Genomic DNA, 15,532 nt, shown 5'->3' with positions numbered 1-15,532 from the left:
CTAGCTCCGACGACAAGGCGCTAGAGCTTTCTGGCGACGGATGTTGATGGAAGCCGTTAAAAGGGTGGGAAGTTTCCTGCCAAGGCCAGGAAATGCGTCGGCCGCCTAGCCAAGGAGACAGGCGCTTCGATAGTGCATCGAGTTCCTGGATTAGGAGCGCTACTCGAACCTGGATGAGGCAGTGCGCACCTCGTCGACTCCAGCGCATCTGCTGACCCTTGCACATGCGGCGACCCACGATGCGGTTGATCGTGGATTCAACAAAACCTGTAGATATTCTTCGCCCCGCTCGCTGCCAGCTTCGATAGTCGATGAGAGAGTGGAGATTTGCCTGCAGGTAGTAGAAAAGATCCTTTCCTTTGTAGCGAGCCGCTTGAGCTCGCTTCCTCAGCGCAGTTGGGTCACGTTGCTCTCGCAAGGCGAGTAATTCGCAGAGCTTTTCACCCGGCACCTGCCAACGATCCGTTTCACCCGCCCATACCCAGCTTCGGAGGCGCACAAATAGGTCCCACAATTCGAAGACAGAGCCAGCCGGCGTGAGGCGACCGTATGCCAACGGTGCAATCGCCTGATCGACATACTGAAACATTCGGCCGATGTGGGCCCAATCCAGAACCCATTGACTAGCATGCGGAAGAGCCGTCGCAATGACTGCGAGATCCCTCGCTCCATCGGAGAGGACGCAGACACGGTTCGTCGGCTCGTAGCCGCTATCTTTCAGGAACTTGCACATCTCTATATGCAATTGCTTGTTACGCGGCAGAGCGGATGTCCATACTCGAGGTGGCTTACCGACCGGACCCACGGCAGCCACAACAATGGCGATGGACGAAGAGTCTTTGCCACCGTCGCCCCTTGAAACACTCTTGACCTGGCGAACGTAGCCGACATCGATACCGAGCTCAGCCTCTACCTCTGTGGCTTCAGAGGGGCGACTGGGCCGGCTGGCGTTTTGAATGTACCCGCCCACTGAAACAGGGTGATTGCGAAGGGTGACATGATTATCGCGGCCACTCGTCGGCAACAGCAACCGCATGAGTCGCATCACCTGACGATACAGCATCGAGGCCCCGAGGGTTGCGTGCAACCACCGCAGTTCGCCGGCATTTGAGTCAGGTAGGTAGTCCTTCAGCGGCGAGACGTAACATGACTCGTCGGCACCGCAATTGCAAGCCTTCCATCGCTCGCGGCAGTAGAAGACCTTCCCAAACGTGGTCTTCAACTCGGAGCAGTGACTGTCATGAAGTCGGCGCGACAGACACACCACAAACGCGGCATGTTCGCTGCAGCTCGCAGAATTGCTGGATCTGCGCCATTGCAAATTCCTGCTGAACTGTCTGTAGCAGCGTCTTCCCCTCGGCGAGAGACAGGCCCACGTCACCGGATTCGGCTTGCGCAGGATCTCGGTGCAGCCGCGTCAATTCGACTCGACGCAATGTGTTTCAATCGCCATCATCGAACAACGACGAGGCGAGTCCGCAAGTCTGCTTGTCGCAGGCGATGCCGACAATGATGGTCCCTCACCGTTCTTCCATGGTGGTGCCGCCCAGATCGTCAGCCGCCCGCGGCGTCGCATCAAGACCGGTGCCAGCCGTTACTCAGGTGCGTACCTGAACTCTGGCAATGCCTTCAGGGACTCCCTGGTCGCGTCCGGCAGCCGCATCTGCTTGTCGACGACCTGAAGGCTGCCAAACGGTATAGCGACGAGATGGGTTCCCATCCCGAGAAACCCGCCTACCGAGAGAATGACGTAGGGAACCCGATCGGTTGGGCTGACGATCAGATCGTCAATTGTTCCGATGTTGTCCTTGTTGCGGTTATAGACGGGCGATCCGTTGATCCTGGAGGCCCGGTATCCCGTCGCCAGCTGGACGACGTCAACGCGCTTCGTCGTGATGGATTGTGGCGTTCCCTGGGCCCACAGCGTTCCCGTGTTCAGGGCCGCTCCGAGCACAGCCACCGATACCAGCGTGATAACCCGTTTCATCGTGCACCCCCGCGGTTCGAAAGCATATGTTGAGAAAGGCGTCACGCGAGCACTTTGACCCACTACGTGGCGCCTCAAAACCTGTCGGCGCGAACAGCCTACGGCTGCTTCTTCAGTTGTTCTTTTGCATCGCCGTACGCGGCCCGTGTCTTGCCGGCGACCTGTTCGACCTTACCCTTCACCTGGGTCGTTTCGCTTCCCGTGGCTTTGCCGACAGCTTCGTTGATCTTTCCCTTTGCTTCCTCGACGCGGCCTTTCACCTGATCCTTGTTCATGACATTGCTCCTTGAAAATGACGGATGACCGACCTTCTCGACGCGTGCAGGGCACTCGTTTTTCTTATGGGACGGCCCGGCGACGGCTATCCGCGAAGGGATCATCCAGACAGGAATTTCGTGCTTATATCCGGCCCAGAAGCAGCAATACAAGCACAGCGACTAAAACAACGCCTAACAGTCCGCTGGGCATATAGCCCCACGAACGGCTGTGCGGCCAGGTCGGTATCGCACCGATCAACACCAGCACCAGCACGACTATCAATATTGTTCCCAACATGGAACTTCTCCTTCGGACTCCGTATTCAACACAGTCTGTCGCCGCTCTCTCGCCAGACGCACTGAATCTTCTGGCCTTTCGCGAGGTGTCTCCGCAAAATTAAAAGTGATGCTGACCGGCATCCGCACAACCCTGACGAGATCCGCCCTGTAGCGTGAGGCTGGCATTGATTTGCCACGCAGTCGGTACGGTGGTGGACATCGGGGTTTCTTTTTTCCGCCCGGAATTCAGACTGCCGCGTGCCGGGGTACGGCCGCCAGGAGGCATTCCCGGGTTGTCAGTCCGACTGCACTCTGGCCGGCCAGGAGATCGTTCGGCGCGATCCAGATGACGCTCTGCGATACATCAGGCAAAGCGCGGTATTCTGTTCAGCAGCGGTCCGGTCGCGGACGACAATCTCTCGCTTTCGCGTCAGGGTTCAATTGCGCGCCCGCCCTGGTATAGAGCGCAGCCGGATTCCCCGGGAGTGCTGCAGGGGACATTGCGCGTAGCCCGGCGCTGCTCGCCCGCGCAGGAATGATGCGCGTTTTATATCGCCTTCAGGTCAGGCAACAACCGGTCGAACTCCTGTTTCACCACGCTGTAGCATTCGCACACGCGCTTTCCGAGCCCCGGTCGATCCAGCACCTCGATGTGGCCATGACCGTAGCGGATCAGCCCCGCGTCCTGCAGTTTCAGCGCCGCTTCCGTCACGCCGGATCTGCGCACGCCAAGCATGTTGGCGATCAGTTCCTGTGTCATCTTCAGCTCGTGTGACGGCAGGCGGTCCATGCTGAGCAGCAGCCAGCGGCACGATTGCTGGTCGATCGAATGATGCCGGTTGCAGACGGCGGTCTGGGCCATCTGTGTGATCAATGCCTGGGTATAGCGCAGCAATAACCGCTGCACCGGGCCAGCGCGATGGAATTCCTCTTTCAGGATGAGCCGGTGCCTTTCGTGCCCGATCTGTACTGAAGGTGCTTCTTGACCGGGACCCGCAGCCGGATCTGGCCCGGCGGGTCAACGCGTATCCGGCAGGCGGCGCCGGCGAAGTCATTCTCGTCAGTCCCGATGGACAGCTTGAATTCTGGGGCGCGCGCGTGCCAGCAGCAGGCATCCCGTTTCGGAATCGCGCTGTCACTTGAGCGGATCTATTTCGACGCTCGGGACCGGCCCTCAGCCCGGCGCGTTGCATCCTGACGTTAGCCGCGTCCTGAGAAATGTCCGTCTGCGCGCTGGCGCTAGCGATCAGGGTAGGCGGCGCGACCGGCGATCCGGCCGGCGTCGGAAGCTTGGGCTGGATCTTCGCAGCGAAATGGCACCACGCGTGCGGGCGTCCCCGCGAACGACGCCTGGGCGACCTGAAGCGCCTGCTCCTGCGAACCGAAACGCAGCGGATGCGTGATACACCGGTCGCCGGAGGCCAGCACGAAACGCCAGTGCCCCGCGCTTTCCTCATAAACGGTAATGCCCTGGAACAGCATGATCCGATCCGCGCTAAAGAACCCGATCTTATTTTAGGTCAGATGGAGCGACCGATGGTGTCCGACGGAATGCAGCCCATTGCGCAGGCGAAATTACACGGGCTCGGGTAACGTTTGACCAACCGGCCGGCAGCCCAGCGTTGCCCGAACGGCCGTCAATCATCGTCGCGGCGTCCGCCAGTTGCGATGTAGCAGGGTAGAAGGGCCGGGAGCGCCCCTTGCGTCTTGCTGTGGATATAACCGTATTCTTGGGCGGGGGCGTTACCAGGATGAAGACTCTGCTGCTGGTCGATGAGCTGCCCGAATATACCGATGTGTGCCGACTGCTGCTGGAGCAGGAAGGCTTTCGCGGTGCTGGTGGCTCACAGCGCGGAAAATGCTTGGCAAAACCTGCTTGCTGAAACCATCGACCTGGTGCTGTCCGACCACACCGTGCCAGCGATGACGGGGGCGCGACCGCACGAAAGACTCAGGGCGACGCACACACTGGCCCATCTGCCCTTCATCCTGTGGTCGGGCAGCAGTCTCGAGGAGGGCATCTCATTTGACGGCGTGTTTTTTGCGGAACGGGCTCGCGTTCACGATGCGGGTCGCGCACATAAATCGCCGGCTGGATGGCATGCCGTAAGCGAGGCCCCGTTGTTGAATCCATTCGATCTCGGCGACGTCCCCGCTTTTATTGACAGGTCTGAATACGCGAACCCTTGCTGAACCCGCAGAACTGCGCCGAAAAAAAGCCCATCGTGGGGACGGGCTACATAAACGCCGTGCGGGAACCACACCGTACGAACCGTATTTACTGACAGTTTGCGGCAACGCGCCATAGGAAGCCGCGACGCCAACGTTTTGCTTTGCAGAATAAAAAAAAGGGGGCTCGACATAGCCCTTGATAATCACATCGCCCCCCGTTATCGGGAGCTGACCGGCACCCGATTGGCACGCCCTCACGCCTCGCCATCCGTTCTTTGACGTTTCTCCCCAGCTTCGGCCTGACTCGACAACACTTCGCGCTCAACCCTCCAGCCTTGCAACGGATTCGCAGGCCCCGTTGGTCGCTCTCTGGGCGTCAGCGCTACACCTGGCGCGTCACCCAGCCCGTCGGCGGCCTGCGTTCACTACCGTACAAACAGATCTGACGGGTCGCGATATGATAGCTTTAGGGACTGACAACGAGCCCTCTGAACAAGCCGTTAAGGTCGCCGCCAGCTTCTGCCGACCTATCGCAAAATCCAGGGAGGCGAGATGCTCAGGTTGACGCTGTGGGCCATATTTGCCGTGCCGATTTTCCTGGTTGGCCAGCTTGTCGTACTTGCCCTGCTTCTCATCTTCGTAACTCTGAACTGCCTCGATAGACTGACCACACCGCACGCTAAGCGGATCTCTGGCGCCGCCGCGAAGGAGTGACGCCGCGATAGACTGCCGCGCCATTCGCGGCACGGGCAACATGCCGCCATCGTCTATGTGGTAGAGGGATTGAGGTTACGCTTAGATCTGGCCGATGAACGCGCCCAATACCGTACAAACAGATTTGTTGCCCTCGCAGTATGACTGTCTTCAGGGCCGACAGTGGCTCCTGAGACATGCGTTCAGGCCGCCATCCACCCTTCGATGAGCGACCTTTTTTATACCGCAAAGCAGCATGAAAATGAATCCTTTCGGTCGCGCTTGCTGGCTCAGACCGGCTCTGCCTCTCGGCGATGCGCGTCACCAAAGCGACGACCAATCAGCGACGAGCCTTCGTCCCCAAGGTTGAGACCGGCCGGAAAAAGTGGATGCCAACGTTTCGCAAAACGCAGGAACGGCGGTATTGAAGATGAGCGTCCTGGGCATCCAGGACCTGCGCGCTGTCATGACTGATCGGTACCGCGCCACGAATGCCAGAGACAGGTCCTTCCATGTCCGCAATCAATACACGGTTCGGCGCGGTCGATGCTGCTGCTCGGCAAACGCTAGAATCGACGTTCGATACCACGTGACTCTCGGGAATCGGCTGTGGCTCGGTCACGAATCGATAGAAACAACACAGGTTTACCGGGACGCCAATCCCACGTTGAAGCAGGAGGCTCTCGACAGGCCGATACCCCCCAAAGGTACGGCCTCGGGCGGTATCGGCCGGGGGACCGATTGCTGGCGTCCCTGAAGGGCTTGTAGTCCGAGCCTATGTCCCGCGCTGCGCACGGCCAGCTGCGATTGTGCCATCGGTCTCGTGCCCGGCGGGACATAGTTCCGAGCGGGAGATAGTCCAGTCTGGTGTGACCGACTGGCAGTTGTAACGCCCACAGGTTCTTCGTGCGCCGGTAGATCAGTGATGCCTTGGTCCGACGCATGGTGTGTCTTCCGTACGCGGTGCCATCGAGCCGGGTCGACGCAATCCAGGAGTGGACGAGACGTGCATACTGCCTGATCGAGAGATGAGGCGAACTGTGAATGCGGCGACGAAAGAGAAAGTCTGCTGTCACCAGCCTCGCCGCCTTGCCCCGGGCTTCCACGCTATCACGTGTTTGCTCAGTGATTTCGAACTGGACTGGGCGTTGCGTTTTATGTTGCATAACCGTCGGCCACCCGGTCGGGTCCGATAGCGATCCGATCTTGATCTTTGTTACGCATTTAACGTATCCCCTTCAGTACGAGCGACACCAGGCTGCAGGTTTCTGAATGGGGAATGCCCCCACTTGAAAAGCCGACCTGAATGATGCCCCATGATGGCTACGTCCTTCGCTCTGAACTTACCGCAGAGCGCCCCCCCAGGACGTTCTGCCCTCCGATGTTCGGAGGGCTTTTTTCGTGAGCTACAGCACGACAAGCACTAACCCACTCGAACTGAAGGACGCTGAATGTATAGTTATAGTCGTCCGTGGCTTCAGGTGGCACAGTCGACCCCGCAGCAGCACATCACATCCGTCTCGGCCCTCTTCAACGCGAACCGCCGGATTGTATTCACGACCCGTGATGAGCACCCGGTCCCAGTTGCGTACTTACCTTGCGGCGTCATCGGAATCCTGCAGCCAGTCAAGGGGATGGTGCGCACTCGTAGAACACATTAAAACTGTCATCGTTGCGAAATTAAAAGTGTCACCTCACGACGATGCGACGTTCGCGTATCGGTCGAGCCTTGCTGGTCAGGCGTTTGGGCGCCGCAAATTAAATATGTCACCAGCTAAATAAGACGAGCTGACCTGTCACTCGCACAAATTCCGAGGTTTGATTAGCCAGCGCTCGGGGCGAGAGCGGGTAGCCAGCAGCCGGCTACAGCCTCTACGTGGGACAGCAGGCGGCCAACTTCAGCCATTCGTCCAATGCATTCAACGGACACCCGAACGTCGCCTCGTCCACGGCCGCGGACATTTGGGATCGATCGGGTCGTCGCAAGTCAGTATATGGCAAGTTTCCGTCGTAGACGGTTCCCCGCACCGTAGCTATCGGCAGTTGTGCAATGTCGTCACCCCTCGTTGGCTTCGCGCGTATCCCATTGGCAGCGTGCCGATATGGACACTCACGAAATCCGACGACTGATTGTCAACCTGATCCGCAAGGTCGTGATCACGAACGTTAGTCACAGCTGCGCACGCGCCTCGGCGTGCATCCGCTGCATCATCCAGCATGCGATGCTCATGCGATCGCGCGTGGCGGGCAGCACCTCGTGTTCAAACTGTGCCGAAAGAAACAACAGCAGCGTTCCTGCGCGCGGAAAGACGTCGTGATGCGACTGATCGGCAAGGTAGAGCCGCAGTGCGCCGCCCTCGGTGTCCCGCCACCCTTCGTTGAGGTAGAACACGGCGGAGATCACGCGACTGTCGTTGTTACGCAGGCAGTCGAGGTGGCGTGCATATCCGGCGCCTGGCCGATATACCGCGTAGTGCGATTCGCTATCGACCAGGCCGAGAAACAGGTCGCGGTTGAGCGCAATCCGTAGCGCTTCGATGCGATCGGCGAACGCCTGCTGCCGCGTGCTCAGCGCCTCAGGTTGGAACCAGCGCGTGCTATCGCCGCGCAAAAGCGTGGCAGCGCGATCGGCCCCTACACGGGCTGGCGTCAACAGCTGCGCGTCGTGCATGTCCATGCATTCGGTCGACAAGGCCTGCGTCTGGGTCCGCGACAAAAAGTTCGGCACGACACACCAGCCATTGCCGGCGAGCGCAGTCGTCGCGATGTCGAATTCGCTGGATCGAGAATTCACCGAGACATTCATCGCCTCTTCCGGAGCGGGGTCGCGGATCAGGCAGTCAACAAGCACTTCGATTTTCGTTTCAGTCAGCGGTCGTTCCAGAAACTCATCCCCTTTTACGTGCTCTCCCGATCGCGCCTCGCTCGGGTCTGCTACAAGCTTGCCAAAACCATCAGGCGTTGGTGGAGGCGCGTCGACTACAGGCATTGACACGCGCCGGAGCCTAAGAGAAAGGGTGGCGCTGAGGTACTCTATCTGTTTGGACATCGGCGCAGTCTACGCTAGCCGTACATACCGACAGCCGATGCTCGAACGAAGGCTTTGGCCGACCCTTGTACGCGTGAAAACGGCCATCAGGACAACGTCGGACCTAACGGCGGAAGCGGGTGTGCGCCGTGAAAAGGCGGCGCTTTCCAGCGGGTGTAAGTCCCGTCCGGCAACCGCTCCAGCCGGAAGCAACCGGAGCAGTCATGGAGGTAACGAAATGGCTGAAGCCTTCGGGTAAGCGTGTCACGAATTGGTGACAGCGCGAGTGTGCAGGCCGTAACGTGAGTGAACGCTGAGCAAGCCTCGAAAATGCCGATGCGCAGGCCGACCCGGCGACCCTTTCGGGGAAGGCTGATACGACTGGATGGATGAGCGAAGCAGTGCCGCCAGTCGCTGCGCCGGGGTAGTGGCGACAGCATGTACACAAGGAAAGCGCACGCAACACGGGAAGCCCCCTGGCGTGTTCAGGGATGAGCAACCGGACGCCCGTGAGGGACAGGCCGGGCGCCTTGGGGTGACGGAGAGGCCCGTAATACCGATGAAGCTGGTGTAATGCCGGTGGAGGGAAGGGGCCTCAGTTCAAGACAGACGCAATACGTAGTGAGGACGTGGAGATTGGGCAACCTATCAACTCCGATTCGTGTTCAGAAGCTGCAGATGGCGTTACACGCGAAAGCGAAGGCAGCAGCCGGGTATCGCTTTTATGCCTTGTACGACAAGATCTATCGCGAGGATGTGCTGGCACATGCGTACGCCCAGTGTCGCTCGAATAAGGGCGCGCCGGGTGTCGATCGGCAAGACTTCGCGGAGGTCGAGGCGTATGGGGTACAGAAGTGGCTCGGCGAACTGGCGCTTGCGCTCAGGCAGGAGAGTTACCGGCCGGACCCTATCAGAAGAGTGTTTATCCCGAAGGCCAATGGCAAGCTGAGGCCACTGGGCATCTCGACCTTGCGAGACCGGGTGTGCATGACAGCAGCGATGCTGGTGCTCGAACCGATCTTCGAAGCCGACCTTCCACCCGAGCAGTACGCCTACCGGCCGGGCCGCAACGCGCAGCAAGCGGCGGTCGAGGTGGAAGAACTGCTGTTTCGCGGTCACACGGACGTTGTTGACGCCGACCTCGCGGACTACTTCGGAAGTATTCCCCACGCCGAACTGATGTTGTCGCTGGCGCGACGCATCGTTGACCGGCGCGTTCTGCATCTGATCAGGATGTGGTTGGAGTGCTCCGTTGAAGAAACCGATAACCGTGGTCGGAAGATGCGGACGACTGAGGCCAGGGACAGCAGGCGCGGCATTCCGCAAGGCTCACCCATCTCACCATTACTCGCGAATATTTATATGCGCCGGTTTGTGTTGGCATGGAAGAAGCTCGGGCTTGAGCGCAGTCTTGGCAGTCGAATCGTGACCTACGCGGACGATCTGGTGATCCTGTGCAAGCGAGGTAACGCTGAGAAAGCGTTGTCGCAACTGCGCGCGATCATGGGCAAGCTGAAGCTGACGGTCAACGAGGAAAAGACACAAATCTGTTCGGTGCCGGAAGGCGAATTCGACTTCCTGGGTTTTACGTTTGGGCGAATGTACTCAGCGACAACTGGTCAGGCCCGTATGGGTTTGCGCCCGTCGAAGAAGAGTATCCGGCGCATGGTCGAAAAGATTCATGCGCTGACTGCCCTTAAGACGGCATGGCAAGAGACCACGGCGATGGTGGGCAAGTTGAACCGTTCGTTACGCGGCTGGGCGAACTACTTCCAGGTAGGGAGCGTTAGCCGCGCATATCGCGCGCTCGACAGCTACACCGCGACGCGGTTGCGCCGGTGGCTACGCAACAAGCATAAGCTCAGGCGACGCAGGGGCGGGGGCTATCCACTCCCGCACCTCTACGGGCACTTCGGGCTCGTACGTCTGAGCGCCCGCGGGGGCGTAGCCTGGCGTGTGTGAAGGCGTGATGTCTTGTCCGAGAGCCCAGTGCGGGAGATCTGCACGCTGGGTTCGATGAGCGGGGTGTGGAAACGGGGTTAGGGCTAGGTTATTCGGGCACCGCCAAACGAAAGGGGCGGCAACAGACAAACCGAACCTAATGCGACCGCGAGAGGGTAGCCCCACTGCCTCTCGACAGCAGGGCCCCCGAAGAACCGTGCATGCGACTTTCGCCGCACACGGCTCGCGCACAGCATGAAACGTCACACTGACGCCGGTCTTGTCAATCTGCACAAGCCCTTCGCACGCGTCACCTCGTCGATTCATCTCATTGCTGAGACGAGGGCGCTGAACCGCAAACAGCCGGTCTCTCTCAAGCTGCCCCACGGCGAATCTAAAAAGTGGACCTGCGACAGCTGCACCACACGGAAGTCTGCACCCTTTCAGGTCGAGGCAAATCTTGAACCTCTATGCAGCCCGTTACAGGCCGCCATTCGCTTTCTCCGCGTTCTCACACCCGCTTCGTCAACAGCGCTCCTCACGGTTTGCCTGCCTTGATGGCTGTGTTCCGGAATCAAGGCGATGAATCGGGCTTACCACGTTCCCAGTCTTGCCGATTCGATTGTTCCCGAATCTATCCGTTTAGCGCCCGCCTCTTCCTCGGTAGCGATGATGACGACGTGCACCCAATGTGGAAGGGAGCAACCTGCTACGCACCGTTTGGTCAGGGCCTGACAGCAGCTTTGGCCCATCAGTCGTGACGAGGTTTATCGGCAGTTCACTTAAGTTGCGCATGCGGAACTTGCCTCGTCCCTATACCGCGTCGCTGCTCGCAGTGTCGGTTCCTTGTCACCAAGGTGGACCGTCCGTCGGAAGGGTACTTTGTCCCCGGAGCTTCACACCCGACGGTCTCCCGTCGCGCATGTCCAGGTAGGCAACTGTTGGTCGTACAACAGGTCACGGCTTCAACCTCCAAACTTCGACTGCTGAATGTGACAAGGCAAAACAGAGCTTTACCATCTACAGCATGCCGCATAACGCGCGGCTGACGGCGACACGTGTCGCACCCACATCTCGACTCTACCGACATGAGTCCGTCGGCACACGCTCGGGACTCTGAATCTTGCGACGCAGCACAAAACGCTAATATCGGCCGGGGGTACGGATACCTTTTCCAGCTTGCGCGCATCGAAATGCAGCAGATTGCTGCACTCGAAATCTTCCTGAGACCCGCACGGCAAGGCTCCAAAAGTCCAGCATGGAGGGCGACAATTACAGTGTCCGGGCGCGCATTGACTCATCAGAATTGCAACTCGCGCTGATCTGTTGCCTCACGTAGTTTGCTACCCGTCGGATTTGCCGGCCACCGCGATGAGTTGGGCCGACTTACCTCTCCGGAACTTCGCCGTTTCGCCGTGCGTCAGTGGCAGATCCGTTCCCAATGGTGGTGATGCCAAACCCGATGGCAATGATGCCAGTGGTGCCAGTGGTGATCATGGTAGTAATCGGCGAATGCCGGTGCTGTGCAAAGCGTTGTCACAGCAACGACGATGGCCATGGCGATCTTCTTCATAGGTTCGCTCCGTGAGGGATGAGGTAACCGTGGATCTCGCGAGCGTCACACTGCGTAACGTCAAAATCTTTAGCAAGCCTGATCATTCACCTTTCATGTCCGCCGTGACCGCCGTGTCCGCCGCCGTAGTAGCCACCAAAACCGATCCCAACATCGATGGCCGGTGCGGCGTAATAGCCAGGCGCATATCCGTAGTAGCCTGGCCCAGATTCATATGCGGGCGCGGGGGCATAACCGTAGCCAGTAGCGTACGGCGGAGCGACGATGCAGCCTGTAAGGCCCGCCGCAAGCGCGAAAATGCAGAATAGTCGGATCATGATGGTCCTCCTGTTCAACGTTGGAGGGACCGGCGGTGGCTCAGTTCGGCCGGCTGATGACGGCGCATTGCAGCCCCGCGTGCCTCAGATCCTCGCATCGAATGAGCGGTGGTGTCTGTACGCTGGCGGTCCGTTGGTAGCGCCTGGTTGCGTCTATCGGGGCCGCGCCCGCGATCGCTAATTATGACGAGAGCGCCACCAGGCGCCGTATCGACGCGAGCATAGTCTCAACGGACACGGGCTTTTGCCAAAACTCATCCCAAACGGGTGCGCCGAATGCAAATTCATGTTCAGCACTGGCTAGCACCACAGGGACCCCCGCCAACTTTAGCTCGCGCCGGAGTCGATGGCAAAACTCGATACCATCCATACCGGGTATCGATCGGTCCGCGGTAATGAGGACGGGTTGCACCCTGTTGGCGGTGTCCAGGCCCGCGTCCCCATCACTGGCCGTCTCGACACGATAGCCTTCGAGTTGCAAGATACGTTTCCAGGCAATCCGGATACTGCGATCGTCATCCACTAGAAGAATCGTCTGCATTTTGCTTACCGAACAGTTGTCGTCCGTCATCAGGCGGCAGTTCGTTTGTCGGCGGCGCGGAGGAACCGCACTGGTTTCGATCAGCGGTCCGCCAGCGCGACGTGGCCGCTTGCTCAATGACGACGCATATCGTCCCAAGCGTTACGTCAGTGAACGTTCTCGTGCCTGGGAGGCGGCGCGGCATGATGGTGGGAGTGGTGATGTTGCGGATGACGCGGCGGCGGACGCATGTCATGGTGATCGTGGTTGTCGCTATAAGATTGCTCCGCAAAGGTGAGCCTTGGCATCAAGGCAGTCATCACGATTGCACATGCAAGAATGATTTGCTTGATTTATACTGCGCCGGAAACCCATTTCGGCCAATTTTTACTTGCCAACGGCCATTGCGTTGGCTGAAAGTTGCCATTTTTCCCTCTGAGTTGCAATTGAGTTGCAAGAGGGTAAGTTCTGGCAATTGAAAAAGCTAGAAAGCCTGTATGGACGGTGCGCATCAAAATTAGTTAGGAAGGCCAATTGATGCACTTATTGCTCAGATACACGTTTCGAAGCGGCGTTAGTTACTTATAGAGGACGGCGCTACGACGGTGTTGGCGAGAAAATCCACGAACGCGTTGATGCGACGGGATCCCCGGTGATTGGGCATGTACAAGGCACTGATGGAGGAGCGGGCGTTGTTCGGATTGGTCTCGTGCTTTTCGAAGAGTCTGGGCAATCTGCCAGCCTGAATATCTCCGTCGACGAGCCAACTGGGCTGCAGCCCAAACCCCAGCGCAGCCCGTCATTGATGAAGGCATCCACATTTGACCCCCTTGATGTCGCGTCACCGAACCGGGAAGCGCACGTGATCGAACGAGACTACGGTTCAATACGACAGCAAACCAGCGCTTTCGCATGACTATGCTCTCGCGCTTCAACGCCCACTGACGGATGCCAAATACAATACGCCCAAGTTCGTTGGGGCAGCGCCTTAAATGTGCTGAATTTAGAGTTATCGAAGATGCTCGCTTCGATGCCTGAGGATGCACGCCGAATCTCTCTTCGCCCAGTATGTTGGGGGGCGACGGGCCAAGCCATCGCTTCTCCGAATATCGTCGGCCAGTCCCGTTGAGATCGCCGGGAAGCAGGTTAATTGCTGGGACCAATCGTAGAGCATTCGCCCAGCTTTGGCATGCTTTCGGCGCTCACGTACTCACCGTCGACGTGCGGCAGCTGACCAGCGCACGGTAGACGCTATGCCAAGGGTCGGCGGGGCCTCACATGCATAAAAGAGGGCGGCAGCTTGCCTAGTTCGCTCAATGCCTTTCCACGAAAAAGACAATGCGGTTAGCTGGGGAATTCCATCTCAGAGCTGCGTTCATTCTGAGGCAGCCTCACCGTTACTTCGGTTATGGAACGTGCAGGCGGCACGCTGCACTAGAACACCACCAAAGACGTCACGCGTGAACCGGTCAATAACAGGTACTACATATAGAGGCAACATTGGGCGGAGGGCGTTCGGAAAACTAACCAGGTTAGTCATCCCGACGCTCCTTTGCCACGATCATCGCATGGCCGAAAGCTCGAAGTTAAGAACAATTAAGCGGCCCTTCGGGACTTTTTTTCTGCGGGCAGCATAGACTTTAACTCGCCTGGACCCATAGTAGGGCCGGCGGCTGGAACTACCAGATGTCGATTCGGGGCCGCCGGTGCCCTGTCAGCCCGCAGATGTCGCAATGCAACGAATGCTTCGACATCTTGCCTGGCGGAACTTGTCGATTGAACTATCGCGGGCATCTATTACGTTTGTGCCCACGATCCACACTTTGCCGCAACGGAGATCCTCATGCCCTACGAACTGCTAACGCCTGATACATGCGCCCTCGCACTGATCGACTTCCAGCCGCAGATGTTTTTTGGCGTCCATTCGCACGATCGCACGACGGTCCAGCAAAACGCACAGATCCTTGCGAAGACGGGAAAACTGTTCAAGGTGCCGACGATTCTGTCGACCATTGCTGCCAAATCATTCAGTGGGGAAATGGTGCAGGAGGTGCAGGCAGTGTTTCCCGAGCAGACGCCTATCGACCGCACTTTCATGAACTCCTGGGAGGACCTGAACTTCCGCGCGGCGATCGAGAAGACCGGGCGCAAGAAGATCGTGGTTGCGGGACTGTGGACTGAGGTCTGCGTCGCGTTTCCGACCATCCAGATGCGTGCCGCAGGCTACGAGATCTACGTGGCGACCGACGCGTGCGGCGACATCACGGAAGAGGCGCACGAACGGGCAGTGCAGCGGATGGTCCAGGTTGGCGCGGTGCCGATGACTTCGCTGCAGTTCATGTGTGAACTCCAGCGAGACTGGGCACGCACCGAAACCTATGAGGGGTGCATGGATATCTTCAAGCAGCACAGCCCGTACGGCATCGGGGTGCGCTATGCAAAGCAGATTCTCGGCGAACATGCGAGCGAAGGCGGCGCCTGAGCACACTTGCAGCTCGTCGCGAACGCCGGTCACGTTGCGTCGCCAGTTCAGTGACAAGGAACAGATCGCGGCATCGACTCAAGCGCTTCGGCGGGCTAGTCTTGGCCGTCGTTGAAATTAAGGTTCTTCGTTCGACGACGGAAAGCTCACGGTTCTCTGGAACGCACACCGTGCACGACTCTGTTCACTTAGGTAAGCGAGGATGAAGGCGAACTGTCCGGCAACGCTGTTTCAGAGCGTGTTTGAAACAACGGTTCGCCGCTCTCGGTGCCTGGTGGCCTGG

At 58.8% G+C, this 15,532-nt stretch carries 11 protein-coding genes and 3 pseudogenes; 3 read left to right on the top strand and 11 right to left on the bottom strand.

The features are described from left to right. Window positions 1–58 precede the first annotated feature (58 nt). The 6 genes and pseudogenes from AYM40_RS39360 to AYM40_RS30610 all read right to left on the bottom strand — a co-directional run. Window positions 59–1,436: pseudogene (locus AYM40_RS39360) on the bottom strand (ISKra4 family transposase); the annotation flags it as partial. 158 nt (window positions 1,437–1,594) lie between these two features. Next, window positions 1,595–1,987 (bottom strand): PRC-barrel domain-containing protein, encoded by a 393-nt coding sequence (locus AYM40_RS30625; protein WP_148662361.1) that lies wholly within the window; start codon window positions 1,985–1,987, stop codon window positions 1,595–1,597. Window positions 1,988–2,085: 98 nt separating this feature from the next. Beyond that, window positions 2,086–2,262, bottom strand: a complete 177-nt coding sequence (locus tag AYM40_RS30620) for a CsbD family protein (protein ID WP_063499766.1) — start codon at window positions 2,260–2,262, stop codon at window positions 2,086–2,088. 124 nt (window positions 2,263–2,386) lie between these two features. Further along, window positions 2,387–2,542, bottom strand: a complete 156-nt coding sequence (locus AYM40_RS39355; protein WP_082855406.1) for a DUF3309 family protein — start codon at window positions 2,540–2,542, stop codon at window positions 2,387–2,389. A gap of 528 nt (window positions 2,543–3,070) precedes the next feature. Beyond that, window positions 3,071–3,469: pseudogene (locus tag AYM40_RS30615) on the bottom strand (Crp/Fnr family transcriptional regulator); the annotation flags it as partial. Between the two features lie 293 nt (window positions 3,470–3,762). Continuing rightward, the gene (locus tag AYM40_RS30610; protein WP_063499765.1) at window positions 3,763–4,005 is read right to left on the bottom strand and encodes a hypothetical protein; all 243 of its coding nucleotides are present in this window, start codon (window positions 4,003–4,005) and stop codon (window positions 3,763–3,765) included. 351 nt (window positions 4,006–4,356) lie between these two features. Between AYM40_RS30610 and AYM40_RS30605 the strand changes: the two genes are divergently transcribed. Next, a complete protein-coding gene (locus tag AYM40_RS30605; protein ID WP_158515360.1) occupies window positions 4,357–4,716 on the top strand; it encodes a hypothetical protein in 360 nt (119 codons plus the stop codon). A 1,529-nt stretch (window positions 4,717–6,245) separates the two neighbouring features. Here AYM40_RS30605 and AYM40_RS42895 read toward each other — a convergent pair. Then, window positions 6,246–6,560 (bottom strand): annotated as a pseudogene (locus tag AYM40_RS42895) (integrase); the annotation flags it as partial. 998 nt (window positions 6,561–7,558) lie between these two features. Then, the gene (locus AYM40_RS30600) at window positions 7,559–8,239 is read right to left on the bottom strand and encodes a 2OG-Fe(II) oxygenase (protein ID WP_201788173.1); all 681 of its coding nucleotides are present in this window, start codon (window positions 8,237–8,239) and stop codon (window positions 7,559–7,561) included. Window positions 8,240–9,094: 855 nt separating this feature from the next. Between AYM40_RS30600 and ltrA the strand changes: the two genes are divergently transcribed. After that, on the top strand, window positions 9,095–10,378 hold the full coding sequence (ltrA, locus tag AYM40_RS30595) for a group II intron reverse transcriptase/maturase (RefSeq protein ID WP_063497941.1): 1,284 nt from the start codon (window positions 9,095–9,097) through the stop codon (window positions 10,376–10,378). Window positions 10,379–11,777: 1,399 nt separating this feature from the next. On the opposite strand, the gene AYM40_RS42020 is transcribed toward ltrA, so the two are convergent. From AYM40_RS42020 to AYM40_RS30585, 3 genes are all read right to left on the bottom strand, one after another. Beyond that, a complete protein-coding gene (locus AYM40_RS42020) occupies window positions 11,778–11,930 on the bottom strand; it encodes a hypothetical protein (protein WP_181448442.1) in 153 nt (50 codons plus the stop codon). Between the two features lie 86 nt (window positions 11,931–12,016). Then, entirely contained in the window at window positions 12,017–12,247 is a 231-nt protein-coding gene (locus tag AYM40_RS30590; protein ID WP_063499763.1) for a hypothetical protein, read from the bottom strand. A 181-nt stretch (window positions 12,248–12,428) separates the two neighbouring features. After that, a complete protein-coding gene (locus AYM40_RS30585) occupies window positions 12,429–12,818 on the bottom strand; it encodes a response regulator transcription factor (protein ID WP_082855405.1) in 390 nt (129 codons plus the stop codon). Between the two features lie 1,792 nt (window positions 12,819–14,610). Between AYM40_RS30585 and AYM40_RS30580 the strand changes: the two genes are divergently transcribed. After that, the gene (locus AYM40_RS30580) at window positions 14,611–15,249 is read left to right on the top strand and encodes a hydrolase (RefSeq protein WP_063499762.1); all 639 of its coding nucleotides are present in this window, start codon (window positions 14,611–14,613) and stop codon (window positions 15,247–15,249) included. The last annotated feature ends 283 nt before the right edge of the window (window positions 15,250–15,532 follow it).

The sequence above is a fragment of the Paraburkholderia phytofirmans OLGA172 genome, assembly GCF_001634365.1.
Taxonomy (GTDB): domain Bacteria; phylum Pseudomonadota; class Gammaproteobacteria; order Burkholderiales; family Burkholderiaceae; genus Paraburkholderia.
Note: the sequence above shows the minus strand (reverse complement) of the source record. Positions and strands in the feature narration are given on the sequence as shown.